Annotated in this window: 23 protein-coding genes; 8 read left to right on the forward strand and 15 right to left on the reverse strand. The window is 71.3% G+C overall.

The genetic code is table 11. From position 1 onward, the window contains the following. Positions 1 to 60: 60 nt before the first annotated feature. The 4 genes from ACTWPP_RS11045 to ACTWPP_RS11060 are packed head-to-tail and all read right to left on the reverse strand — an operon-like array spanning position 61 to position 7,451. Positions 61 to 4,464: an SAV_2336 N-terminal domain-related protein gene (locus ACTWPP_RS11045; protein WP_443104087.1), complete on the reverse strand. Its 4,404-nt coding sequence runs from the start codon at positions 4,462 to 4,464 to the stop codon at positions 61 to 63. After that, positions 4,454 to 5,425, reverse strand: coding sequence for an AAA family ATPase (locus ACTWPP_RS11050; RefSeq protein WP_443104088.1), 972 nt, complete (start codon positions 5,423 to 5,425; stop codon positions 4,454 to 4,456). Before ACTWPP_RS11050 ends, ACTWPP_RS11045 begins: the two co-directional genes overlap by 11 nt. Beyond that, positions 5,426 to 7,096, reverse strand: a complete 1,671-nt coding sequence (locus tag ACTWPP_RS11055) for a VMAP-C domain-containing protein (RefSeq protein ID WP_443104089.1) — start codon at positions 7,094 to 7,096, stop codon at positions 5,426 to 5,428. Between the two features lie 7 nt (positions 7,097 to 7,103). Continuing rightward, positions 7,104 to 7,451, reverse strand: coding sequence for a CU044_2847 family protein (locus ACTWPP_RS11060; protein ID WP_443104090.1), 348 nt, complete (start codon positions 7,449 to 7,451; stop codon positions 7,104 to 7,106). An 85-nt stretch (positions 7,452 to 7,536) separates the two neighbouring features. Between ACTWPP_RS11060 and ACTWPP_RS11065 the strand changes: the two genes are divergently transcribed. After that, entirely contained in the window at positions 7,537 to 7,881 is a 345-nt protein-coding gene (locus ACTWPP_RS11065; RefSeq protein WP_443104091.1) for an MmcQ/YjbR family DNA-binding protein, read from the forward strand. 94 nt (positions 7,882 to 7,975) lie between these two features. Here the strand turns inward: ACTWPP_RS11065 and ACTWPP_RS11070 are convergent, their stop codons facing one another. The 3 genes from ACTWPP_RS11070 to ACTWPP_RS11080 form a co-directional block, all read right to left on the reverse strand. Beyond that, on the reverse strand, positions 7,976 to 8,269 hold the full coding sequence (locus ACTWPP_RS11070; RefSeq protein ID WP_443104092.1) for a hypothetical protein: 294 nt from the start codon (positions 8,267 to 8,269) through the stop codon (positions 7,976 to 7,978). A gap of 70 nt (positions 8,270 to 8,339) precedes the next feature. Next, the gene (locus ACTWPP_RS11075; protein WP_443104093.1) at positions 8,340 to 9,821 is read right to left on the reverse strand and encodes a hypothetical protein; all 1,482 of its coding nucleotides are present in this window, start codon (positions 9,819 to 9,821) and stop codon (positions 8,340 to 8,342) included. Positions 9,822 to 10,071: 250 nt separating this feature from the next. Then, entirely contained in the window at positions 10,072 to 10,623 is a 552-nt protein-coding gene (locus ACTWPP_RS11080; protein WP_443104094.1) for a dihydrofolate reductase family protein, read from the reverse strand. A gap of 137 nt (positions 10,624 to 10,760) precedes the next feature. Between ACTWPP_RS11080 and ACTWPP_RS11085 the strand changes: the two genes are divergently transcribed. Then, positions 10,761 to 11,936: an alpha/beta hydrolase fold domain-containing protein gene (locus tag ACTWPP_RS11085; RefSeq protein WP_443104095.1), complete on the forward strand. Its 1,176-nt coding sequence runs from the start codon at positions 10,761 to 10,763 to the stop codon at positions 11,934 to 11,936. A 184-nt stretch (positions 11,937 to 12,120) separates the two neighbouring features. Next, positions 12,121 to 13,569, forward strand: a complete 1,449-nt coding sequence (locus ACTWPP_RS11090; protein WP_443104096.1) for an MFS transporter — start codon at positions 12,121 to 12,123, stop codon at positions 13,567 to 13,569. 41 nt (positions 13,570 to 13,610) lie between these two features. On the opposite strand, the gene ACTWPP_RS11095 is transcribed toward ACTWPP_RS11090, so the two are convergent. The 3 genes from ACTWPP_RS11095 to ACTWPP_RS11105 all read right to left on the reverse strand — a co-directional run bounded on the left by ACTWPP_RS11095 (position 13,611) and on the right by ACTWPP_RS11105 (position 15,010). Beyond that, positions 13,611 to 13,922, reverse strand: a complete 312-nt coding sequence (locus ACTWPP_RS11095; RefSeq protein ID WP_443104097.1) for a hypothetical protein — start codon at positions 13,920 to 13,922, stop codon at positions 13,611 to 13,613. Between the two features lie 129 nt (positions 13,923 to 14,051). Then, the gene (locus ACTWPP_RS11100) at positions 14,052 to 14,282 is read right to left on the reverse strand and encodes a DUF397 domain-containing protein (protein ID WP_443104098.1); all 231 of its coding nucleotides are present in this window, start codon (positions 14,280 to 14,282) and stop codon (positions 14,052 to 14,054) included. After that, positions 14,219 to 15,010 carry a helix-turn-helix domain-containing protein gene (locus ACTWPP_RS11105; RefSeq protein ID WP_443104099.1) on the reverse strand — a complete coding sequence of 264 codons (792 nt, stop codon included), beginning with the start codon at positions 15,008 to 15,010 and terminating at the stop codon, positions 14,219 to 14,221. The genes ACTWPP_RS11100 and ACTWPP_RS11105 overlap by 64 nt, the downstream gene beginning before the upstream one ends. A 123-nt stretch (positions 15,011 to 15,133) precedes the next feature. On the opposite strand from ACTWPP_RS11105, the gene ACTWPP_RS11110 reads away from it, so the two are divergent. Then, on the forward strand, positions 15,134 to 15,514 hold the full coding sequence (locus ACTWPP_RS11110; protein WP_443104100.1) for an ATP-binding protein: 381 nt from the start codon (positions 15,134 to 15,136) through the stop codon (positions 15,512 to 15,514). Between the two features lie 584 nt (positions 15,515 to 16,098). On the opposite strand, the gene ACTWPP_RS11115 is transcribed toward ACTWPP_RS11110, so the two are convergent. Further along, positions 16,099 to 16,845 (reverse strand): hypothetical protein, encoded by a 747-nt coding sequence (locus tag ACTWPP_RS11115; protein ID WP_443104101.1) that lies wholly within the window; start codon positions 16,843 to 16,845, stop codon positions 16,099 to 16,101. Between the two features lie 23 nt (positions 16,846 to 16,868). Further along, on the reverse strand, positions 16,869 to 17,462 hold the full coding sequence (locus ACTWPP_RS11120; protein ID WP_443104102.1) for a hypothetical protein: 594 nt from the start codon (positions 17,460 to 17,462) through the stop codon (positions 16,869 to 16,871). Positions 17,463 to 17,619: 157 nt separating this feature from the next. On the opposite strand from ACTWPP_RS11120, the gene ACTWPP_RS11125 reads away from it, so the two are divergent. After that, positions 17,620 to 18,567, forward strand: a complete 948-nt coding sequence (locus ACTWPP_RS11125; RefSeq protein ID WP_443104103.1) for a zinc-binding dehydrogenase — start codon at positions 17,620 to 17,622, stop codon at positions 18,565 to 18,567. Here the strand turns inward: ACTWPP_RS11125 and ACTWPP_RS11130 are convergent. After that, a complete protein-coding gene (locus tag ACTWPP_RS11130; RefSeq protein WP_443104104.1) occupies positions 18,564 to 19,745 on the reverse strand; it encodes an alpha/beta hydrolase family protein in 1,182 nt (393 codons plus the stop codon). The genes ACTWPP_RS11125 and ACTWPP_RS11130 overlap by 4 nt on opposite strands. A 263-nt stretch (positions 19,746 to 20,008) precedes the next feature. Between ACTWPP_RS11130 and ACTWPP_RS11135 the strand changes: the two genes are divergently transcribed. Beyond that, a complete protein-coding gene (locus ACTWPP_RS11135; RefSeq protein WP_443104105.1) occupies positions 20,009 to 20,284 on the forward strand; it encodes a TNT domain-containing protein in 276 nt (91 codons plus the stop codon). Here ACTWPP_RS11135 and ACTWPP_RS11140 read toward each other — a convergent pair whose 3' ends face one another. Both ACTWPP_RS11140 and ACTWPP_RS11145 read right to left on the reverse strand, forming a co-directional pair. Then, positions 20,285 to 20,953: a hypothetical protein gene (locus tag ACTWPP_RS11140; protein WP_443104106.1), complete on the reverse strand. Its 669-nt coding sequence runs from the start codon at positions 20,951 to 20,953 to the stop codon at positions 20,285 to 20,287. It lies immediately after the preceding gene. A gap of 94 nt (positions 20,954 to 21,047) precedes the next feature. Next, positions 21,048 to 21,842: a class I SAM-dependent methyltransferase gene (locus ACTWPP_RS11145; protein ID WP_443104107.1), complete on the reverse strand. Its 795-nt coding sequence runs from the start codon at positions 21,840 to 21,842 to the stop codon at positions 21,048 to 21,050. A gap of 58 nt (positions 21,843 to 21,900) precedes the next feature. Here ACTWPP_RS11145 and ACTWPP_RS11150 point away from each other — a divergent pair, with 58 nt between their 5' ends. Both ACTWPP_RS11150 and ACTWPP_RS11155 read left to right on the forward strand, forming a co-directional pair. Next, on the forward strand, positions 21,901 to 22,242 hold the full coding sequence (locus ACTWPP_RS11150) for a hypothetical protein (protein ID WP_443104565.1): 342 nt from the start codon (positions 21,901 to 21,903) through the stop codon (positions 22,240 to 22,242). A gap of 69 nt (positions 22,243 to 22,311) precedes the next feature. Further along, positions 22,312 to 23,184 carry a crotonase/enoyl-CoA hydratase family protein gene (locus tag ACTWPP_RS11155; protein ID WP_443104108.1) on the forward strand — a complete coding sequence of 291 codons (873 nt, stop codon included), beginning with the start codon at positions 22,312 to 22,314 and terminating at the stop codon, positions 23,182 to 23,184. The last annotated feature ends 5 nt before the right edge of the window (positions 23,185 to 23,189 follow it).

The raw sequence follows: 23,189 nt of genomic DNA on the forward strand, positions 1-23,189 counted from the left end.
ACCGGTATCACTGTGTGCACTAATGCTCGATCCATGGACTCGTACCCGATCAAATACTGGTCAGGGCGGCTCCGGCAGCCGGACGAGCCGTTGCCGGTCAGGATGCGCCAGGACGGCCTGCCGTTGTGGGAGTGGTCCGCGCAGGGAATCGGGCACATCCCAGAGATCCGCTTCGTGGCCGCCCGCGTGACCGGTCAGCAGGACCGGGGCGCCGAACTCGCGCAGCGTGGCCGCCATCGGGTCGAGCGGCTCTCCCAGGGTCAGCCGGTGCCGTAGCAGGACGAGGTGGAGGCCGTGCTCGCGGACCGCCTTCAGCTGGGGGAGGACCGGTGTCAGGGGGTCGTCCCCGAGGAGACGGCTCCGGCCCGCGATGAAGACGTAGACCTCGGGCCCTTTGCCACTGAGCAGACGTGCTCTGGTTCCCCAGAGGGCCTCGGTCAGCAGCCCCCCGAAGTCCTCGGGTGAGGAGGTGTAGCGGACGCCCGGCCGGTCCCAGAGGTCCGCGCGTGACGGAGCCCGCAGGTGGCCGCCTCCATCGAGGACATAGACGAGGGACCTGACACCGGGCTCATGGTGTGCGACGAGCTCATCGATGAGCCCGCCCATCAGCGTCGTCTTCCCGGTGCCGGACGGGCCGGAGATCAGCAGGTGCCGATCGGCCGCGAAGTCCAGGAGGACGGGCTCGCGTGTCCCGGGGTCGACGCCGAGCGGGACCCGGCTGCCGGAAGCCGTCTCCGGACCGCTTCGATCAGCGGGCGGCCGGGTCTGTTCGAAATCCCCGATCCTGCGGAACCGGTCCGTGAAGAAGGGGTCGGCGCGGCGGAGTGCCGGCACCTGCTCGGCGTCCGCGCAGAGGACGACGACCGGGTCCTCGCCGTGCTCGTCCATCGCCGACCGGAGCGCTTCGGCGAAACCCGATCCGGGATCGCCGGTGGCTTGGTGGGCGACGCTCAGCCGGATGAGCAGCACGCCTCCGCGGCTGATCCTGAAGAGATCGGCGATCGTCGTGTCCGGCTCGGCCACCTGCCCGCCCGGCCGGCCGATGACCGCCTCGCGCACTCTGCCATGCGACAGGATCCCCATACCGCTGAGCATCCGCCCGTACAGGTCCGCCGTCCTGGCCAGCCGCGGCTGGTCCGGCCCTTCGAAGACGAGGTGGCGGATCAGTGTCTCGACTCGCGGGCGAGCCTTGATCTCCGAAATGTAGAGCTTCCGGAGCACGTTCATGACGGCCTCGTCCTCGACGTAATGGTCGGTCATGAGGAGATCGGGGAGCATCTCGTCCGCGTGGCGGTGGGTGATCCGGTCGACGAAGTCGCTGAGCGCGGACCTCGGCGGTGCCGGTGCCGGGGTGAACCGGCGGGGGGTGCCGCCGCCGGCGAGAAGGTAGGCGGTGCGCTCGTCGGGGAACGGGAGGTTCGCCTGCCCGAGGACGCGCTGAAGCACGGCGGGCGGCAGGCGGCTCGCCGCGATGCGCCAGCCGAGGAGGGGCAGGAAGCGATCCCAGATCGTGGTGGTCTCGACGGTGGACGAGGTGACCAGGAGCTGGACGCCGAGGGCTCTGCCGCGCTGTGCCAGCGAGAGCAGCGTCTCGGCCACCTCGGGCCTGCCGGCCGGGAACGTCAGCGACACGTCCGCGAAGACGACCAGGCCCGGAGCGTCGGCGGATGTCGATGCGGCCCGGGTGTCAAGCTCGTCCGACAGATACTCGATGAACCACTGGAGCCGCTGTGGTCGTCCGAGAAGTTCGTCGTCGGAGAAGCGGACGTGCGGCAGGTCGACGGGCCCGCTGAGGCCGAGGGGATGCTCGCCCAGGCCTGCGAAGACGAAGTTGAGGTCCCTGGGGGAGTAGCTCGCCGCGAGGGCGGTGACGATGTTGCGGACGGCGTGCTGCCGCGCTTCGGTTTCGCCCACGATCAGGCCGTGCGGGATTCCCGCCGATATGTCGAGCGGGTAGAGGGTGACGACGTTTCCGTCCGGGTCGTACCCGATCGCCGGGTCACGCGGGGTGAGCGGGGGGAGCGCCCACGTCTCCTCGAACATCCCGCTGCGTCCCCCGCCGTTCAGCCTGAGAATGTCGAACTGGGGGACGGCCGGAGGCGGTGCCGAGGCGTCGGGGGGAGGCGGCGGGGCGGGCGCCGGGGGTGATGCCGCCTCGTCCGGCCACGGGAGCCTGCGCGTCCGTGGTGTGCTCTCGCGCATCCGCTCGACGATCGGGTCGCTGACATCGAGAGACATGTGCGCGGGGCGGAAGCTCGGATGACTGGGTTCCCCATAGATCTGGAGGGACGCGGAACTCGTTCCACCGGGGACTTCTATCTGCCATGCCACGAGGTCGGTGAGGAGGGCCACTTCGTCCGGTGAACAGAAGACGAACCGGATCCCCTGGGCCGGGCGCTCTCCGCAGAGGGCCATCATGGGCTCGATCAGGTCGGGGCGGGCCTCCAACAGCGGGCCCGCGTTGTCGACGATCACGATCAGGGCGGGCAGTGGGTCGAGCGGCCGTCCCTCGGCGATGGCCGCCTGGTAGTCGTCCCACCTCGGGATCCCGGCATCTCGGAGGACGGCTTCCCGGCGCCTCCGTTCGGTTTCGAGCACGGCCGGAAGCCGGCTGATCACCGGTGAATCCGCCGACGTGGTGTGGACGGCGGTCGCGACGTGGGGGAGGTTCCCCAGGCCGACGAAGGAGGCGCCTCCGGAGAAGTCGGCGAACGCGAAGGTGACGACGTTCGGGGAGTGGTTGAGGGCGAGGCTGAACACGATCGTCCGTAGAAGCGCGTCACGATCGCGCCGCGGGCCGGTGATCATGCCGTGCGGCCCGAAGCGGCCGCCGCGCAGGATGTCGAGCCATACGGTGTCCGCGTTCTCGTCCACGCCGATGGCGGTGGGGTGAGGTGGACGGTCCCAGTTCTCGCCGATCAGTTCGCCGACAGGCACACCCAGGATGTCCAGCAGGTCCGGGACCGCCGTGGACGCCTGCGGCGCCGGGGCGAGGTGGGAGCGGGTCTCGGGGGTGAGGAGGGCGAAGTGGTCGGTGTCGGCGGTGAGCGTGACCGGGCCGCCCTCGGCGGGGAGGAGGGCGCGGAAGGTTTCGGCGGACGTGCCGGCGCGGCGTTCGATCTCGGCGGAGACGGCTTCGAGGACGTGGCGGGTGTGCAGCGCCTCGGGACGCGGGAGGGTGTCGAGGAGGGCCTCGCGGGCGCCGGGAACGAACTCGTAGCGCGCGCCGCCGGCGGGACGCAGGAGGCCGCTCAGCAGGACCTCGGCGAGCTGCCCCGGCCCTGAGCCGCCGAGGATCCGGTGCTGGATGAGGCGCATGACCGGGAGGGACGGGACGGACACGGCGACGTGGGCGGCGAGTTCGGCGGCGTCCGGGGAGGCCGTGGCGAGGAAACGGCGGACGCGTTCGGCGATCGTCAGTTCGCGTTCGCGGCGCAGCGGGGCCGTCCCGGACGGGCGGGGCGGCAGTGTCGTGACGGCGGCGGGCTGCGGGCCCGAGCCGGAGACCAGCCGGGCCCAGGCGCCGAACCAGCGGGGCGCCAGTTCCAGGACGGGGACGGGCAGGCCGGGTGCCGGGGCGCCGTCGAACGGGGTGAAACGCAGGTCGGTGTTCGGGGCGCCGGGCCGGGGCAGGACGGCGGAGCCCGGTGAGGCCGGCGCGGCGGTGCGCCGCCAGAGGCGTTCGGCGAGGGGCTGGAGGATCGCGGTCGGCCCGGACCGCGCCCAGCGGCGGACGGCCTGGCCGGCGCGCCCGTCCCACCAGTGGGGGCCGGAGCAGTCGCTGAGGACGAGCACGGCTTGGCGGCCGGAACCGTCCAGGAGCGTTCCGGGGTCCTGGGGTGGGGCGTCCGGGGTCGAGGTGATGCGGCCCGTGGCGTGGAGGTAGCTGAGGTGGACGTCCTGGAAAGCGCCCTGCCGGAGGAGCGCCTCCGTCAGTTCGCGGGCGAGGGGACGCCAGAGCCGCATGGTCGGGCCGGTGTCGACGACCAGGCTGAGGCCGAGCCAGCGTTCGGGTGACGGCACGAGGACGGGCGTCCACAGGCGGGTGTCCGCGATGCGCGCGGCGGTCGCGTCTTCGTCCAGCTCAACGCGGTGCCTGGACGGGACGCGCCGCTTCAGCGGCCGCAGCGCCCGCTGAACGCCGAGAGGATCGGCCAGCATCGGCGCGGTGGGGACGAGGACCTGTTCGGCTTCGCCGGCGGGTTCGGACTCAATGGCGGGACGGGGGTGGAGCGCCCTGAGCGGACCGGGCCGAGGCGACGGCGTGCGGGCCGGGGGAGATGCCAGACCGGGGCTGTTCGCGGGGTCTTCGGAGACCTTCGGAGGCGGAACCGGCGGGTCGGGAGGCGCGTCCTGACCGGGAGGAGAGATGTGGCAGGCGAGCCACAGCATCTCGCTCAGTTCCCGGGCGTCCGGCGGCGGCCCGGCCGCCTCCAGGACCTCCCGGAACCGGTCAATCGTCATCGATGGGCCCGGTCAGGTACGGCATGATGCGGTCGGCGAGGGCCCGGCGGTCCTCGGTGTCGGCGTGGCGGCACAGGTAGACGGCGTTGAGGAGCTGGTCGGTCGCCAGCGTGCCTGCCGTGGAGCGTTCGAGGAAGCGGCGGACGAGGTCGTCGCTCTGGTCGGCGAGCGGCCCCAGGTGCTCGCGGACGATCGCCGACAGCTCGGCGTCCCCCGAAGGCTGCCGCAGCTCGACGGTGACGCAGCGCCGCAGGAAAGCGGGCGGGAACTCGCGTTCGCCGTTGCTGGTCATCACCACCATCGGGAACGCGCGGCAGCGGACGGTCCCGGCGGCGACGGTGACGCGGGCGCCCGGCCCGTCCGCGGTCATGACCTCGGCGGACGGGTCGGCGCGGCGGGTCAGTTCCGGGATCTCGTACTCGCCCTTCTCGAAGATGGTGAGGAGGTCGTTGGGCAGATCGATGTCGCTCTTGTCGATCTCGTCGACGAGGAGGACGCGGGGACGGCCATAGGGGAGCAGCGCGGTCCCCAGCGGCCCGAGCCGGATGTAGCGGCCGATGTCCTCTTCGCTTGGCGCGTCGTCCCGTCCAGCCGCGTACAGGCGGGTCAGCGGGTCGTACTGGTAGAGGCCGTCGCGCAGGGTCGTCCGGCTGGTGATGGGCCAGTGCAGGACCGGCCCGAGCCCCAGTTCATGGGCCACCGCATAGGCCAAGGTCGATTTTCCAGTGCCGGGCGGCCCCGTCACCAGCAACGGACGACGCAGATACAAGGCGGCGTTGACCTGTCGCACGGCATCGTCCGACGGCCGGTACGTGGTGGCCTGGTGCTCGTTCCCCGAACCACCCGCCGGGGACGGCAGCACCGGCTCACCGTCGAAAGCGCGCCAGGGCGGCGGCGGAGGCAGCCGGTCGACGCCGCCGTGCGGGAGTCGGCTCCCTGTGTAGAGCAGCCAGTCGGGCACCTATACCTCCATGGCGAGCGGGGGGTCGGGCAGCCGGGACGGATCGTCCCACAGCAGCGTCAGGTCACGTCCGCAGTGGGACGTGTTCTTGGGGGCGACGAGCGCCTCCTTGCGGAGGGCGAGCGCGACCTGCGGAAGCTCACCCGGATGCTTGTCGCCGACGGCGGCGGTCAGCTCGTCGAGGACGCGGTGCCCGCGGCAGTCGCCGTGGGCGGGGGCGTCGCAGGGGGTGCGCGTCCACAGCATGACGGGGATGCCGTTGTTGAGCGCGGCCGTCAGCCAGCTCTTCACCGGACGCGACCCGTAGACGAGGACGCAGAAGTCGACGTGGGCCTCCAGCCAGTCCTGGAAGTCGCTGCCCCTGCGCGGCGCGTCGCAGGCGATCGGGCGGGGGTCGCTGCGCCCGCGCTCGTTCAGCAGCCGCCACCGGTGGTGGGCCTGGTCGCGCCGGATCGAGTCGGGGCGGAGCCGCTCCACGTCCCGCACGACCACCGGGTACCGGCGCATCGGGATCCTGTTGCGGGGGTCGACGTACCACTGCTCGAACGGCTTGCCGAGCCAGCTCTCCGGCACCGCGAACTCGATCATCCAGTCGCGTCCGAACAGCGCGGGCGCCAGCCCGGCCACGCCCGCCTCCACCACCGGCCTGATCTGCCGCTCGGTGACCCGCTCGGTCTTCTGGGACGGCCCCTCGGCGCCGTCGATCCACGTGTGCACGGTGACGTCGAAGGCGTTGTCGAACGTCACCCGCTCCAGCCGGACGATCACCGACGCGGGCCCGGAACGCGGCGCGTCGGGGGCGGCGCCCGGCAGGTGCCGCACGGACCAGGCCGCGAGCCGCCGCCGCCGTGGTTCGGGCAGGTGCCGTCCGAGCGCCGCGAGGTACCCGGCGAGCCGCTCCTCCTGCCAGCCCTCCGCGACGTACCGCACCGAACCCCACGCGGAACGGAACCCGCCGAGCGCCGGCCGCCCGACGACGCGTTCGAGGTCGGCGGCGAGCGGGTCGGTGAAACGCACCCCGTCCAGGAGTTCGCGCAGGTCGCGCCGTGCCGCCGCGGTCGTCCACCGCAGCGGCAGCAGGTCGTCCAGCTCCTCCCAGTACGTCCGGATGTGGGAGATGGGGAGCATCCAGCCGAGGTCCGCGCGGTCGCCATGCCGGAGCTCGGCGTTCGTCACCATGCCGATGACCTCGCCCGTGGCCGCGTCGTACACGGCCGACCCGCTGTAGCCCTCCTCCAGCCAGTCGCCCGGCGCCGTCTTCAGCTCCCACCATTCGCGCCGCATCCCGCGATGCGGGGACGTCGTCACGGTCGCGTGCCGCTCGTTCTGGTCGGGACGCCGTGGGAAACCGCAGACGCCGAACGTCCTGCCTTCGAGGGTGCGCTCGTGCAGGCCCTCCGGCCCGGCCAGCGGAGCGGCCCGGAACGGGACGGGCTCACGCAGTTCGAGCACCGCGACATCGCCGATGTCACCCGTCCGCCGCCAGTCACCGCACCGCACCACCGTGGCGGGCAGATCCTCCAGCAGCCCGGGGAACCCGACCCGCGCCTCGTCCAGCCCGTGGACGGTGTGCGCGCACGTCAGCAGCCGCGACTCCGAGACGAGGAAGGCCGCGCCGAGCTTTCCGCCCGCCGGATGGCCGACCCAGGCGCGCCACTGCCAGTCGTCCACGATGCGGCTACGCTCCCTCCGGTTCCTCCGGCGGCCCGGCCATCGGCCGGCCCCAGGTCATCTTGACCTTGAGATGCCCCTCGACGGAGGTCTTCGCGATGACCGCCCCGGCCGCCGCGTTCAGCTTGACGCCGAACTCCAGCTCGACCGCGTCCGGATCGAGGTCGCCGCCGCGCAGCCCCGCGAGCGCCGACTCCGCCGCGTCCCGGACGCTCTGGAACGCGTCCTCGAACCGGCTCGCCGCGTCATGGATCATGTCGCCCGCGCGGGACACCGACTGGAATCCCGGTTCCCGGTCGTCGGTCTCTACGACCACGGTCCCGTTCTCGGTCTGCCAGCGCACCAGTTCGTTCAAGACCGCCCCCTTCGCCACGAAAATCTATCAAGATCATGCGATCCGGGGTGCTTTGCTGGAGACCACGCGGCCACAGGAGGACATCATGATCACGGTCGAGCAGGTGCGGGCGCTCACGCGGACGCTCCCGCGCACGTCCGAGCACCTCATCAGAGACCAGGTGAAGTTCCGCGTCGGCTCCATCGTCTACGTCGCCTTCTCGCAGGACGAGACCGTGATGGGCTTCGCGTTCCCCAGGGAGGAACGCGCCGCACTGATCGAGTCGGAGCCCGCGAAGTTCCACCTCCCGCGCGAATCCGACATGCGCTTCAACTGGGTCCACGCCTGGACGGCGGCGCTCGACGAGCCCGAGATGCGCGAGCTGGTGATGGAAGCCTGGCGCATGGTCGTCCCGAAGAAGGTCGCCGCCGCACGCCTGGGCACGCCGTGACGGGACGGGACCTCGACCGGAGCCGGCTCAAGCTCGCCGCTCACCGGATGGCCGGCGCAGGCGCGCCAGTCGTCCACGGCCACCGCGCGGCAGGTCAGTGCGGCGGCGGCAACGGATGGACGGCGTCGCCGGCGCCGCAACCGCCCTCGCCGGGCATCCGCTGGATCAGGGGCGGCGACCACACGCTCGTGCGGCCGGGCGCGACACGGGCCAGGACGCAGTCGAGCGCCTCGGACAGGTACGGCTTGACCGACAACACCACCCCGACGACGTCGCCCTCGGTGGTGAACTCGTCGGCGGCCCGGCCCTCAGCCGTCCCGTCGTTCAGCACCCGCCCGCAGCCGGCGACCAGGAGGGCGATGACCAGAACGATCAAGAGTCGGCGCATACGGCCATGTTCGAGGCGAACAGCGCACGGCGACATCCGCGTTCGTACTCAGCTTGGTCAGAGCACGGACTCATGCCCGGGTGGGCTGCGCCTCGGGCTCCTTCTCGTCCGGCGCCCCCTCGTCAGGGCCGCGGGGCGGGACGGCCGGGACGCGGCGGCGCCCCCACGCCATCGCCGCGGCGAAACACGCGAACGGCATGGCGGGCAGCATGTAGCGGTAGTCGAAGTCCACCGTGACCGGCGGGACGGCCAGCAACGTCACCCCGGACACCCAGAACAGCGCGGTCCGCGCACGCGCACGCCGCCACACGATCCCCGCCGCACCAACGAGCAGGACGACCCCGAGCACCGTACCGGGCACGCGCACACGCTCCTGGTAGCCGCGCATCACCCCGGCGTACGGCTCAACGATGTGCAGGCGTCCCGTGCCGTGCGAGTACTCGTCCACGACCGACCGCCGGTCACCGCCGCCGAGCACGGGCAGCTCGGGCTTCCGCGCCGTGGGACGTGTCGGGAAGTGATACCTGGCCTCGGTGCCGACCGTCGGATACCGGCTCCGGTTCCACGAGAACGTCCGGACGAAGAAGTCGTACGACACGACCTTCACATAGTCGCCCGGCTGGTTCCGGATCGCCCACAGGGCGAACCGCTGCGCATCCTCGTTGGTCTTCTCGTCGAACGACTCGCCGTTCGACCACCCGACCGGCGAGTTCTCCTTCCAGATCTGGTGGGACGACGCGGGCCGGTCGCCCTTCTCCCCGTACGGGCACAGCCGCGCCAGATCCGGGGGCGGCGTGAACGTGTCGCAGTCCGCGAACGCCGCCGTGCGCCCCCACAGGAAGACGCCGTCCGTGCCGGTCATCCCGAACCGGCCGTGCTCCTGCTGGAACCACGTCGCGTACGCGCCGACCGGCAGCGCGAACGTCGCGGCGAGCGCCACGTACGCCGGCCATCTCGTCCGCCGCACCAGCAGATACAGCACCACGATCAGGAACAGCGGCGCCCCCACCGTCCGCGTGACGGCCGCGAACCCCAGCAGCGCCCCCACCAGCGCCGCCCGCCGCCACCCCGTCGCGCCGGGCTTCGCCAGCGCCAGCATCGCCGCGAACACCAGGACGGTGAACAGGGTGTCCGACAGCAGCAGATGCTCCAGCTCGATCTGGAACGAGTCCAGCAGGACCGGCGTGACCGCCAGCGCCGCCCACGTCCGCCGCACCTCGAAGTCACGGACGAGCATCCGGTAGCCGACCACCGCCACCCCGACGATCGCCGCATGATGCAACGCCGTGACCAGCGCCAGGCTGTGGAACGGCTTCAACGTCCACAGGAAGACCCCGTAACCGGACGGGCGCAGCGGATGCGGGAACGGGTCGTTCGCGACCGCCAGGAAGTCATAGCTGTCGTTGAACCACAGCGTCCCCCGGAACCCCAGCATCACGATCACCCGGAGCACGACGCCCGCGAGCAGCACCACCGAGAACAGCCAGTTGCCCTTGATCACCGCCACGGCGGCGCCGCCCCTCGAAAGGCGGTCGGCAAGCGGGGAGAGCAACACGTGAACCTAACTGTGGACCTGCGGGAGCGATCGGCATGGAGGTCGGCCGCGTCACGCCGGGGGCGGGGATCCCGGTTCCATCACTCCTACCGCCCACGCACCGCCCGAGATCCTACCAGCGGCCCGCCCAGACCCCTCAGCCGTCCAGCACCACGACCAACGTCTCAGGACGCCGCCACCGCTTGGGTCACCATCCGCTTCCGAACGGGCGGGCCGGGCCGTCTCGGCCTGGCACCGGTCGTGAGCGTCAGGGGGTCGGGCGGTAGTAGAGGAGGACGTTGCCGGATTCGAAGGGGCGGACCCGGATCAGTTCCAGCGGGACGGTTCCGGACTCGGCGAAGAGCTTGAGGCCGTTCCCGAGGATGATCGGGTTGACCATCAGCCGCAGCTCGTCCACCAGGCCGGCGCGCAGCAGGGCGGCGGTGAGGGTGGAGCTGCCGAGGACCGCCATGTTCTTGCCCGGGGTGTGCTTGAACTCCGCGAGTTCGTCGATCGTGACCAGCTTGGCCGGGGACGTCCCCCAGGAGACCGTGTCGAGCGTCCGTGACACGACGAGCTTGGCGAGGGCGTTCATGCGGTCGGCGATGCGCGGGTCGAAGTCCGCGCCGAGGTCGCCCGTCCAGTAGGCGGCGAGTTCGGTGTAGGTGGTGCGGCCGAACACGAGCGTGTCGACCTCGTCGAGCTGCTCGACGGAGTAGTCGGCGAACTCCTGTCCGAAGGTCTGCCAGGCGAGGCCGCGGTCGGTGTCGGCGTGGTGGCCGTCCGCGCTGATCGCCATGAAGGAGAGCAACGTGCGCATGAGATCCTCCGTAAAGGGTGCGATGACATGGTGCGATCCATGGTGGCGGACGCCCCCGCGGAACGGAATGCCGGATTCCGCAACGGCGTGGTGCGGGTTCCGCACCGTCACCGGCCGACGTGCCCGATCATGGTCGGGTGAGCGACGAACGACCGCGTGCGCAGGCTCCGGACGGCCTGGAGCTGCGACACCTTCGCGCCTTCCTCGCCGTGGCCGAGGAACTCAACTTCGGCCGTGCCGCCGCGCGGCTGTACGTGTCCCCGTCCACGCTCAGCCGCCAGGTCGCCGCCCTGGAACGGACGCTCGGCTGCGTGCTGCTGCGGCGCTCCACCCAGCACGTGGCGCTCACCCTCGCGGGGCGGACGCTGCTCGACCGGCTGCCCGCCGTGCTCGACGACATCGACGACGTCGTGGAGACCGTCCGTTCGGTCGGCGGGGAGTTGGCCGCGCGCATCCGGCGGCTCGGCGAACCGTTCGCCGAGCTGACCTTCGACGACGTGGACGCGCTGCGGGCGGCGTCCGAACGCCACTACGCGCTCCTCCCCGTCGTCCCCGAAGTGGCGTTCACCCCGGTCGTCGCCGGCGGCGTGCCGGGGCTGGTGGCCGAGCCGCCCGATCCCGGTGGCGCCTGGACGTTGTTGCTGCACGGTGGCAACTACACCAACGGGTCGGCGTTCGGGTTCCGGTCCCTGGCGAGCAGCCTCGCCGACGCGACCGGGTGCCGAGTGCTGACTCCCGACTACCGGCTCGCGCCGGAGCATCCGTTCCCCGCCGCCGTGGACGACGCCTGCGCCGCCTACACCTGGCTGATCGACCAGGGCGCGTCGCCCGACGGAATCGTGCCGGTCGGCGACGGCTCGGGCGCGGGGCTTCTCCTCTCCCTGCTGCTGCGGCTCAAGGAGCGCGGCGGGCCGCTGCCCGCCCGCTGCGTCCTGTTCACACCTTTCATCGACCTCGGCGCCGCCGCCCCCGAGGCGCTACCGGCCACGCCCGCGCCGAGCGGCACCAGGCGGGGCATGGCGCTGGGCATCGCCCGCTACCTCGACGGCCGTCCCGTGGACGACCCCCTCGTCAGTCCGCTCCACGCCGACCTCGGCGGGCTGCCTTCGATGCTCGTCCAGGCGGCCGCGGCTCACGAAGGGCTGCCGGACGCCGAGCGGCTCACCGAGCACGCGCGGTCCTGCAAGGTCGACGTCCGGCTGGAGATCTACCCGGTGGACGCGGAGAGCTTCCAGCTCTACTGGTCGTTCCTGCCCGAAGCCGCCGCCGCGATCGCGCAGGTCGGCGCGTACGTCCGCGCCGTGCATAGGTGATCTTCGACACGGACGGGTTCGGGCCGTTGAGGCCGAGCGCACCGGCACACCCGGCCTGCGCCGGATTCCGGTCCTGACGTGCGCGTTTGACGGGAAGCTGACGAGTTCGAGTTGTCCCTTAGCGTCGCTTCTGTTCGCCGCTGTTCGTCATGGCGGCGACTCCCGGACCTCAGTTAGGCAGAAGATGACACAGGCATCCCGGCGTCGAGGGCTCGCCCTCGCGCTCCTCGCCGCCACCCAGTTCGTGCTCGTGCTCGACGCGTCCATCGTCGGCGTCGCCATGCCCTCCATCGGGACGGACCTGGACTTCGCCCCCGAGGACCTCTCCTGGGTCGCCAACGCCTACACGCTGACGTTCGGCGGTCTGCTGCTCCTCGGCGGGCGGGCCGCCGACCTGACCGGCCGGCGCCTCATGTTCATGGCCGGCATGGCCCTGTTCGCCGTGACGTCCCTCGTCGGGGCGCTGTCGGTGAACGCGGAGATGCTGGTCGGGGCCCGCGCCGTCCAGGGCATCGGCGCCGCGCTCGTCGCCCCGGCGGCACTGTCGCTGATCATGACCCTCTTCCCGGCGGGGCCCGAGCGCTACAAGGCCATGGGCGTCGTCGGCGCGGTGGCCGGTGCGGGCGGCGCGGCCGGGTCGATCCTCGGCGGAGGGCTGACCGAATGGCTCGGCTGGGAGTCCACCCTGTACGTCAACGTGCCGCTCGGCATCCTCGCGATCGCGTTGTCGCCCTGGCTGCTGCCCGAGGCGAAGGACCCGGGCGCCCGCGGCTTCGACCTGGCCGGTGCGGTGACGGCGACCGGCGGGCTGGCGCTGCTCGTCTACACGCTCGTCGACGCCGGCAACGCCGGCTGGTACTCCGCCCAGACCCTCGGCCTGGGAGCGCTGTCGCTGCTGCTGATCGCGCTCTTCTTCGTCGTCGAGGCCCGCGCCGCGCACCCGCTCGTCCCACTGCAGATCTTCCGCCTGCGGGGGCTGCGCGGCGCCAACATCGTCACCCTGCTGAGCACCATGGCGATGGTCCCGATGTTCTTCTACATGACCTTCTACATGCAGCAGGTGCTGGACTACGGCCCGGTCAAGGCCGGGCTGGCCGCGCTGCCGCTCGCGCTGGTGCTCGCGGTGACCGCGGGGGCGGCGTCCGCGCTCATCGCCCGCGTCGGTGTCAGGGCCGCGATGGCGGCCGGGCTGGTGGTGACCTCCGCCGGGCTGGCCTGGTTCTCCCGCATGTCGGCCGACGGGAGCTTCCTGGTGGACGTCCTCGGCCCGGCCATCGTGATCGGTGTCGGAAGCGGCCTCGCGTTCGTCACCACCACCGTCGGGGCGACCTCCGGTACCCTTCCGGAGCAGTCCGGCCTCGCGTCCGGCCTGTTCAACACCGCCCAGCAGTTCGGCGGCTCGCTCGGCCTGGCGGTCGTCGTCGCGATCGCCACCGCACGGACGACCCACGTCATCGACGGCGGTGAGCATGTCATGGCCGCCGCGCTCACCGAGGGCTACCGGGCCGGCATGCTGACCGCCGCGGGGGTCGCTCTCGTGGCGGGCCTCCTGGCCCTCGTGCTGATCCCGGGCCGTTCGGCGGAGACCAAGAGCCAGGACGTGGCAGACGCCCCAGACCTCATCAAGATCTGACTCAGGCCGCCCCAGGAGATGGCGCCAGGCCGCCTGCGGCATCACCCGGTATGGGTGGACGCGCCGGTAGGGCTGGCGCCCTCGGAAGCCGTGACCAGATCCTGCCGACGTGTGACCTCGCCCTTGTTGACCACGCTCACCTGGAAGACCAGCGTCGCGGGATCACCGCTGCTCTGTGTCTTCCACGGCCCCCAGCCCCGAGACCGCACCTGACGCTGAACGACTCGCCCGGTGAACACCGCATCGGCCTTGGCATACGCCTCTTGGTCGGTCATCGCCGCACAACTGCACGCGCAGGCCCGTCCGGGTGTCACCACGCCGACAAGGGCGACGAGCGCCAACGCGATCAACACTCGACCGGCCATTGGCGAGAACACGGACATTGGACGGGGCCCGCTGGGAGGTGGTTCCGAAAGAGGTCGTCCTCCAACCTGGCAGAGTCCCGCCGGACCGGCCGGAACTCTGCGGGGGTTGCTGGAAGGCTATTGCTGCTTGAGGTTGGTCAGGAGTGTGCGGAATGCGCTGGGGTCGAGCAGGAGTCTCGGCCCGTCCGGGTCCTTGGAGTCCCGCAGGCCCACAACCTCAGCCAGGGTGGCAACCTCCACGCACTCGCCGCCCTGGTCGTTGCTCCGCCGTGACTTGCGCCATGTCACATCGTCCACTGGTTCATCGCCTTTCGAATGAAGTCGCGGGAGTCGCTGACGCTCAGACATCGCGCCTGCATCTCTGCGAACGCGCCGACGCAGTGCAAGATATCGCTCGTTTCCTGAGATGTGACGCCCCCGGTCGACATCTCCTGATAGAGCAGTTCCTCGCCGGTCGGCTGGGTGGCGATGCTGAAGGTTCCTGAGACGCCCCGGTAGTACGCCGTCGGAGCGATCTGGAGGGTCACGTGGTCCCACTGGGATGCCTCAAGTAGGTGCTCGCATTGGCGATACATCACTTCAGCGGTACCGACCTGCCGAGTCAGGGCGACTTCCGCCAGGACCACCACGATTCTCGGCGGTGCCTCGCGCTCCAGGATCTTCTGCCGCTCGAGACGGCCTTCGAGCGCCTGCCGCGTGGGCAGTAGGACCCGGGCGTACTCCTCCGTTTGCAGTAGTCCGACGACGAATGTCTCGGCGTACATTCGCAGCAGCTCCGCCGACGACTCGGCCATCGAGTAGTCGGTGAAGAACTTCGGGTGGGCCGAGGACTTGAGGATGTCGTCCCAGACGTCGGTGAGCGCGGTGCCGGTGTCGAGGGCCTCGTCCAGCCTTATCGCGAAGTCCCTCCTGCAGCGGGTCGTTCCGTTCTCCACCTGAGCGATGTAGCTGCGGCTCACGGCGGCGCGATCGGCGAGTTCGAGGCGCGACAGAGCGGCCTCGTCGCGAAGCCTGGCCACGTCCTGGCCGAAGGCGATGGTCTGAGGCGTCGGCTTGCGCGCAGCCAACTGGAACACCTCCTTGAAACCGACTCACACAACCTGGAACCGGTGTGCGTGAGTTGTCGTTCTTTCGTGGTCACATTACGCCTTGGAGTGGATTCTGTGCGGGGAGTCACGAGAAATCGGAGGTGATCGTTCATGCAGGTCCCCGCGGAGATCGTCGTCCCGGTGCAGGCCGAGTCGATCAAGGTGGCACGGGACTGGGTGGAAGGGGTGCTCGCACGGCTGGGGCAGGACGCCTACCCGGCGAAGGTCGTGGTGTCGGAGCTGCTGACGAACGTCCTGCGGCACACCGGGAGCGCGACGGCGACCGTGCGGGTCGTTCAGGCCGACAAGGGGACGGTCGTGGAGGTCTTCGACTCCTGCGACGTGCTGCCGGTCGCGGCGTCGGCGGACCTGCTGAGCGAGGGCGGACGCGGCCTGGCGATGATGGGCGCGCTGGTCAAGGAGTGGGGAGCCCAGCCACTTGGCGGCGGCGGAAAGGCAGTCTGGGCCCTCCTGCCCAACGGCGCGCCGTGAACGAGGCCGACGAGCTGGCCAGGCTCCAGGAGCAGTACCCCGCCTGGCCGTGTCGGTGGACGGGGGCATGTGGCGCGCCTCAGGCGAGCAGTGCACCTCCGAGTATCGTCAGCGGGATCGTGGTCGCCACCGCTGCGGCGACGGCTCCGAGTGCGATGAGCCCGCGCCGTTCCCAGTCGGGTCCGTACGTCTGGACGGCGATGGTCTCCAGTTCGTTGACGAACTCGTGGGCGTTCCAGATGCGGTCGGCCGGGCTTTGGCCATCCCGCGCTCGACGAGCCGGCGCAGCGGTTCGGGGACTCGTGCAAGCGGTGGCGGGGCGTTGGTGTGCTCGGCTTTCAGCGCTTCCAGGGTCGTCCCGTGGAAGGGCTTCTCACCACTGACGCACTCCACGAAGACGCAGGTGGCCGCGTAAAGGTCGGTTGCGGGAGTGGCGGCCTCACCGGCCACTGCTCCGGTGCCATGTAGGCGGGGGTACCGCCTATGTGACCGCTCTGCCCGGTGAGGACGGCAACCCCGAAGTCGATGAGCTTGCTCTGCCCGTTGTCGCTCAACGAAGCCCGGCAGCCGGTGTTCGCGCGGCGTCACTGGCCCGTGTTGGTCTGGATCTCGCTCACGACGAGCGGCGCGGGCTGGGACGTCACGCTTTCAGGTCCCAGGTCGCCGCCCTGAGGGTCGCAGGCCGGTCCTTCGCAAGTCCAGGTGAGATGCCACGTGATGGTCGCGGTGATCTGGTAAGCACCCGCGGGTTGCCCGGCCGACGACCGCTGGTAGGTGTAGTTGCAGCTCTTGCCTTCCTTGCTTCCCGCGTCCTCGCACTTCTTCTGTGCCTCGCCCATGTTCCAGGTGACGGAAACGGGATTCGCCGTGGCCTGGATCGACTGCCCGTCGTCGCCGATCGGTTCCGTCCTCACCACCTCGAAGCCGTCGACCCAGAGGGACGTCCGCATCCTGACGTAGGTCTTGCCGTCCGGCGCAGTGTGCACGACGGGCGCTGGGAGTCTGGCGGAACTCTCGGCCGCCGCTACCCAGTCGAGCGTGGTCGCTGCGGCTGGCGCCGGATCCCCTTCGATGGGGACGAATCCCACGGCCTCGTTCTCAGTCAGGTCCACGGGGTCCGGTGGTTCCACGGGGCCTGAGTTCCCGCCGCCGGACGATCCGCCCTGCCCGCCGGATCCGTTGCCTCTCTCATATTGCTTGCAGCTGAACGGGTCGCCGCCCTTGCAATCGTCGGCTCGGGCGGGGGCGGCGATGAACGCTGGGGCCATCAGCGCCGCCGCGAAGATCGCGGCGCAGGCACGACGGTGGTGGATACGGGAATGGGGACGCATCGTGTGTCCTTCCCTGCCGGCGGTCAGCATTTCTTTTCCCGGACGCTCTCGGCGGCCTTCCAGACGCCGGAGTCGTACTGAAGCGTCGTCCGGAAGAGGTGGGTCCCGCCCGGGCCGCCGCCGAGACGTTCACCGGTCTCGGCGGAGTAGCGGTAGCCGACGAGTGTCCGGATGCAGTCGACGATGTAGACCTTCGTGCTGTCCTTGGACCGGGCGTACACGCGGGGGTTGAACGTGCTGGTGTAGCGCCAGATCTCACCCTTGGCCCTGGTGGCCTCTATCTGTTCGGTGATCTCGGTGAGCAGGGGGTCCATGGCGACGGTGGGGAGTTGGGACGGGTCGTTGGTCTCGTAGGCCTTCTTGTAGGCGGCCTGGTAGGCGCGGTAGCGCTGGAGGACCGACTTGGACAGTTGCGCCGTCGGGATGGCGGAGGGTGCGGCGGCCGTGGGCGCGGGGGCGGCGGCGCCGCCGTCGATGGTGCCGTTGGGGGCCAGTTCGCCGTTGGACGAGCCGGACGTGCCGCATCCGGTGGCGGCGCACAGGACCAGCAGGATGGCCGGCACGGTGGCGGCGCGGTGGGACACCAGTGGGGAGGTACGTACCAACCGGGCGCGCATCGCCATCCCTGAGCGGCAGCCGACAACGGGGCGGAATACGCGCGAAAGCTTACAGAGGTGTGTGGGGCGAGAAAAGCGATTCGTTGCGAACGGCTTGACCTTGACCAAGGTTGAGGTAGCAGGCTGCGGGTGAACGATGTGAGCGGAGGGGTTTCGTATGCGTGCCGTGTGGTTGAAGGAGTTCGGGGGCCCGGAGAGGCTGGTGCCGGGGGAGGCGCCCGATCCGGTGCCGGGCGATGGGCGGGCGTTGGTCGCGGTCGAGTTCGTCAACATCACGTTCGTCGAGACGCAGATGCGGGCGGGTGCGGGACCGTCTCCGGTCAAGTGGGAGTTGCCGGTCATCCCGGGCAACGGGGTCGGTGGTGTCGTGACGGCGGTCGGTCCGGGCGTCGATGAGGGGCTCATCGGACGCCGGGTCGTGAGCGGCACCGGGGGCACGGGCGGGTACGCGGAGCTGGCCGCCGTGGACGCGGGGGGCCTGTTCGAGGTGCCGGACGGCCTGGCGCTTGACGACGCGGTGGCGCTGCTCGCGGACGGGCGCACCGCGACGATGATGCTGCGGGCGGCGCGGCCCCGTCCGGGGGAGCGCGTGCTGGTGGAGGCGGCGGCCGGCGGGGTCGGGACGCTGCTCGTCCAGCTGGCGAAGGCCGGCGGCGCGACGGTCGTCGCGGCGGCCGGTGGTCCTCACAAGGCCGAGGTACCGATGCGGTTGGGCGCGGACGAGGCCGCCGACTACCGCGAGCCCGGATGGGCAGAGAAGGTCGGGGACGTCGACGTCGTGTTCGACGGGGTCGGCGGGGAGGTGGCGCGCGAGGCGTTCACGCTGCTCAGGCCCGGTGGCAGGATGGTCAGCTTCGGTCTTGCGAGCGGCGAGTGGGCCGGCGTCCCGGAGGATGAGGCGGCCGGACGCGATGTGACGCTCGTCCGTGCGGAGGCCACTCAGGAGGAGATGCGGGAGTTCACGCGCAGCGCGCTCGCGGAGGCGGCCGCGGGGAGGCTGCGGCCGGTGATCGGGCAGCGGTACCCGCTCGGCGGCGCGGCCGACGCGCACGCCGCGATCCAGTCACGGTCGACCGTCGGCAAGACGCTCCTGGAGGTCCGCTAGCGCACCTTCTTGAGGAACGTGCCGAGTGCGCGTTCGTAAGCGGCGGGGTCGACGTTCCAGGATTCGGTGTGGTCGCCCGGTGTGGTGATGTGGGTGACCACGCCGGGCGGGGCCGTCGCGGCGAAGGTGTGGGCGGGGCCGTTGGCGACCGTGGCGTCGTCGGCGGCGGTGAAGAGCAGGACGGGTGTCCGCAGTTTCGGCGCGTACCGGCGGTGGTCGAAGTCGGTCAGGTCGATGCCGATGCGCCATTCCAGGACGTGTTTGGCCACGCTGGTGATGAAGCCGGGCAGGTTGCGGGCGGCGCCTTGCTTGTCGAGGGTGGCGTTCCAGTCCAGCACGGGGGAGTCGAGCACGACCCCGCGGACGAACGAGTGATCCTTGCGCAGGGTCGCCATGACCATCGCGCCGCCCATGGACCACCCGTACAGGACGACGCCCGTTGCGCCGTGCGCGCGTGCGTAGCCCATGGCGGAGACGACGTCCTGCCATTCGGTGTCGCCGAGATGGTTCTTGCGGTCGTTGGACGAAGGCGCCCCCACGTCGTTCCGGTACGCGATGGACATCATCGGCATCCCCGCCGCGTGGACGGCGCGCATTGCGCGGAACGTCTCGGCCTTGTCCGCGTTCCGTCCGTGGACGCCGATGACCCATGTGCTCTTGGGCGACGTCCCCGGCAGCAGCCACGCGGGCATCGGGCCGACCTTGGACGGATAGGTGACGTCCTGAAACGGGATTCCGAGCGCCTTCTTCGGGTCGCCGTCGTACACCCAGTGGTCGATGGTCGCGGGGACGCCCTTCGTGAGAGAGCCCTCGACCACGGACGAGACCTTCCGCACGACCCGCTCACCGTCCCGGCTGACGACCGGCCCCAGCAGCGCGCGCCCGCCCTTCCAGACGAGCGCCCACGTGCCCGGACGTTCCGTCGTCGTGTCCCGGGGCAGGGTGACCGTGCCGTTGCCCGCGTCCACGACGGTGAGCGGGTACTCGGCCGTGTGGTCGACCTCGATGGCGACGCCCGCGAAGTACCAGCCGATTCCGCCGACGACCGTGCACAGCAGCACGGCGATCGCGACGGCCGCCGCCATCAGCGCGCGCACACGGCGACGGCGCCGGGGGAGGATCGGCGGTTCGGGGACGGCCGGGGCCGGCGGTTCGGACTCAGGTGCGGAAGTCGGCACGACATAAGAAGTTAGCCCCCCTTGAGAGTCGCGAACGCCCGGGTCCCTCCGCAATACGTCGATCCGTGCGGTTAATCTGCCGGAAAGGTGTCATCGGGGGCGACCGGAGGCATGGAGGGCGCGCGGCGTGACGGGGCGGGACGAGCGCATCGCGGAGATCGAGGGCCGGGTCACCGCTCAACCCGCGCCACACGACTGCTGACGGGCCGTTCGAGCCGCTCAAGGGCGAACCTCCGCTGTCCCTTCTGCGCGACCGCCGCGTGGTGGAGCTGGCCGCAGGTACGGAGGTGGACAGGTACGGCGGCTCTGACGGCAACGTGACCTACGCGGCGCGGACCCCGTACCCGCATCGGTCGCTGCCGCCCGAATGGCAGGACCGCCCGTATCACGTCTACCGGCTGCCGCGGCCGATGGAGACGCTGACGGGCACGGCCGTCGCGTGGTTCGGGCAGCCGGGCGGCGGGACGGCGCACGTGTTCCGGCTTTCGATCGCCGATCTGCTCGACGACGGGGCCCTCACCGAGGTGCGGGACGCCTGATCAGGCGGTCCCGATCGCGGAGACCAGTCCGAGCGCCAGGACGAGGTCCAGATGGATGAACGTCTCCAGCTTCGCGCCCGGCGCCACGTCCGGGTCGGCGGCGAGGCGGTCGAGGACGGCGAGCGCGGCGGGGCTGTCCAGGTCGTCCGCGAGCGCGGCCTCCGCCTCCGTCGCGTACTCGCGGTTCATCGGACGGCCGGGGGCCGTCGCCCATTCCGCGACCGCGCCGCGCCAGCGGCTCAGCCGCTCCGCGGCCTGCGTCACCCTCGGGTCGGACAGCTCCAGAGGCTCCCGGTAAGGGACCTCCAGCATCGCGAGGCGCACGGACAGCGCGTCCGCCGCCGCCCACTCCCCGGTCTCACGCGGCACGGACAGGGTGAGCGCGTCCCCGCCGGTGCCGCCGTCACCGGACACTTGGACGTCGGCGTCCGAGATCGGAGTGTCGAGCACCTCGAACGGCGCGACGTTGTAGTCGGACCAGTCGTCCTGCGGGGAGGGCGAGGTGCTCACGACCTGGACATGCCGCCCCGCCCGTTCCGCGACGCGGCGCAGCAGGTCGGTGACCACCAGGACGCGGCGGCCGGCGCCGCCCAGCACCTGGACGCGCAGTCCGCGTCCGGCGGGCAGCGGTTCCGCCCGCCCGGTGCGATGGTCGTACAGCCGGAGCATGCCTCAACCCTAGGCCGGGCCGGCCCGCGCCACGGCGGCGGGGGTGGAGCTCCGGGGCGGCGCGGCGGGTCTGAGCCGAGGGCCGGAGGGGCGGTCAGAGCTGCGGGTCGGAGGGGAACGGCCCGAGCGGCAGCGGCGTGGCGCTGTCGGCCTTGCGGACGGCCGCGAACCGCAGCCGCACATAGTCGGCGACCCACCCCGACTCGCGGCGCAGCGCCGGCGCGGCCAGGTCGTTCACCCGGTCGAGCAGGGGGTCGACCAGCTCCGGCGGGACGTCCGCGAGCGCGCCCGCCGCGTACGCGCGGATCCAGTCGGCGGCGCCGTTCGGGCCCTCGGTCATCCGGGTCGGCCGGTCGGCGTGCTCCAGCAGCCGCAGCGTGAACCCGGCCTCCTCCAGCTTGGCCGCGTACTCGGCGGGGGTCGGGAAGTACCAGGGCAGCTCGGGTTCGCCGAGGCCGAACACGCGCCAGGCGGTCTGCATCGCGGCGACCAGCTCCGCGCAGTTCCCGGCGCCGCCCAGCTCGGCGACGAACCGCCCGCCGGGACGCAGCGCGGCGTGGACGCGCCCGATGACGGCGTCGGGGTCGCGGTTCATCCAGTGCAGGGCGGCGTTCGACGCGACCGCGTCGAACGACTCGCCGACGGTGAAGTCGTGGGCGTCTCCGACGATGAACGACAACCCGGGGTGCAAGGCGGTCGCCTGCGCGACCATGTCGGGGCTGCCGTCGATGCCCAGCACCTCGGCGCCCCGCTCTGCGATCTCCGCGCTGAACGTCCCGGTGCCGCACCCGAGGTCGATGACCCGCTCGCCGGGTTGCGGGTCGAGCAGGTCGACCAGGGGCGCACCGTGCGCGGAGACGTACCCGAAGGCGGAGTCGTACGTCGTCACGGCCCAATTCACTGTCATAATTTATCGGACAAAGGCGAGCGGGGAGGCGGCGTTCGTGATGGTGGACGTCACGTTCGAGGTGCGGATCGCGGGTTCCGAGGGGCCCGACGGCCTGACCCTGCGCACGTCGGGCCTGTCCGCCGGGGGCCTGCCGGAGCTCCGGGTGGAGGGTCTTCCGCCCTATCTCGGGCAGGGCTGGGCGCGCGTCCTCGCCGCTCTGGCGCAGCGTCTCGCGGCGTCCGCGGAGATCCCCGCGAGCATCGCCCTCGGCCCCGGGGTAGAGATCAGTCTCACACCCGCCGACGACGGTGCGCTGGTCGCCGTTCCGCCGCCCGGCCACGATCCCGGTGACTGGCGCCGGGACGTCCTGCTCCGGCTGTTCCCCGAGGCCCGCACCTGACCCGAGGCCCGCCGGCCGCATGTTCCTAGAATCTGATTCTGTCCAGCCGGGTCGGAGAAGGGTTCGCAGGTGCCGTACACAGAGATCGAGTACGAGGTTCGGGACGGGATCGCCACCGTCACGCTGAACCGTCCGCAGAAGATGAACGCCTACACGTTCACCATGCGAAACGAGATGCTGGACGTCTTCGACAGGATCGACGCCGCCGACGACGTGCGCGCGGTGGTGGTGACCGGCGCGGGACGCGCGTTCTGCGCGGGCGCCGACCTGAGCGGCGGCGGCGACACCTTCGACAAGGACAAGACCAAGGACATGTTCGCCGGCGAGGACGACGTCTTGGAGGACGGCACCCCGCGCGACGGCGGCGGCACGGTCGCGCTCCGCATCGCCCGCTGCCTCAAGCCCGTCATCGGCGCGTTCAACGGCGCCGCCGTCGGCGTCGGCGTCACCATGACCCTCCCGATGGACGTCCGGCTCGCCAGCGAGAAGGCCAGGTTCGGATTCGTGTTCGCCCGCCGCGGCATCGTCACCGAAGCCGCGTCCAGCTGGTTCCTGCCCCGCCTCGTCGGCATCTCCCAGGCCATGGAGTGGGCCGCGACCGGCCGCGTCTTCGGCGCCCAGGAGGCCCTCGACGGCCGTCTCGTCTCCCGCGTCCACGCCCCGGACGAGCTCCTCCCCGCCGCCTACGCCCTCGCCCGGGAGATCGCCGACAACACCTCCGCGGTCTCCGTCGCGACCATCCGCCGGCTCATGTGGTCGGGCCTGTCCGCCCCGTCCCCGTGGGACGCCCACGTCGCCGACTCCCGCCTCATGGCCTCCCTCGGCGGCGCCGCCGACGCCATTGAGGGCGTCTCCTCATTCCTGGAGAAGCGCGACGCCGCCTTCCCGATGCGCGTCAGCAAGGACCTCCCGGCCGGCGTCCCCGACTGGCCCACGCGCTGAAACAC

This window comes from Actinomadura sp. 3N407 (assembly GCF_052245875.1).
In the GTDB taxonomy this organism is placed as follows: Bacteria; Actinomycetota; Actinomycetes; order Streptosporangiales; family Streptosporangiaceae; genus Spirillospora.

What these genes read in the sequence shown, in the direction of transcription:
- ACTWPP_RS11065 (WP_443104091.1), top strand. Translation starts at nt 7,537, where the DNA reads ATGATCACGGTCGAGCAGGTGCGGGCGCTCACGCGGACGCTCCCGCGC.
- ACTWPP_RS11125 (WP_443104103.1), top strand. Translation starts at nt 17,620, where the DNA reads ATGCGTGCCGTGTGGTTGAAGGAGTTCGGGGGCCCGGAGAGGCTGGTG.
- ACTWPP_RS11140 (WP_443104106.1), bottom strand. Translation starts at nt 20,953, where the DNA reads ATGCTCCGGCTGTACGACCATCGCACCGGGCGGGCGGAACCGCTGCCC.
- ACTWPP_RS11045 (WP_443104087.1), bottom strand. Translation starts at nt 4,464, where the DNA reads ATGACGATTGACCGGTTCCGGGAGGTCCTGGAGGCGGCCGGGCCGCCG.
- ACTWPP_RS11115 (WP_443104101.1), bottom strand. Translation starts at nt 16,845, where the DNA reads ATGCGTCCCCATTCCCGTATCCACCACCGTCGTGCCTGCGCCGCGATC.
- ACTWPP_RS11100 (WP_443104098.1), bottom strand. Translation starts at nt 14,282, where the DNA reads ATGTCTGAGCGTCAGCGACTCCCGCGACTTCATTCGAAAGGCGATGAA.
- ACTWPP_RS11120 (WP_443104102.1), bottom strand. Translation starts at nt 17,462, where the DNA reads ATGCGCGCCCGGTTGGTACGTACCTCCCCACTGGTGTCCCACCGCGCC.
- ACTWPP_RS11110 (WP_443104100.1), top strand. Translation starts at nt 15,134, where the DNA reads ATGCAGGTCCCCGCGGAGATCGTCGTCCCGGTGCAGGCCGAGTCGATC.
- ACTWPP_RS11070 (WP_443104092.1), bottom strand. Translation starts at nt 8,269, where the DNA reads ATGCGCCGACTCTTGATCGTTCTGGTCATCGCCCTCCTGGTCGCCGGC.
- ACTWPP_RS11080 (WP_443104094.1), bottom strand. Translation starts at nt 10,623, where the DNA reads ATGCGCACGTTGCTCTCCTTCATGGCGATCAGCGCGGACGGCCACCAC.
- ACTWPP_RS11150 (WP_443104565.1), top strand. Translation starts at nt 21,901, where the DNA reads ATGGTGGACGTCACGTTCGAGGTGCGGATCGCGGGTTCCGAGGGGCCC.
- ACTWPP_RS11090 (WP_443104096.1), top strand. Translation starts at nt 12,121, where the DNA reads ATGACACAGGCATCCCGGCGTCGAGGGCTCGCCCTCGCGCTCCTCGCC.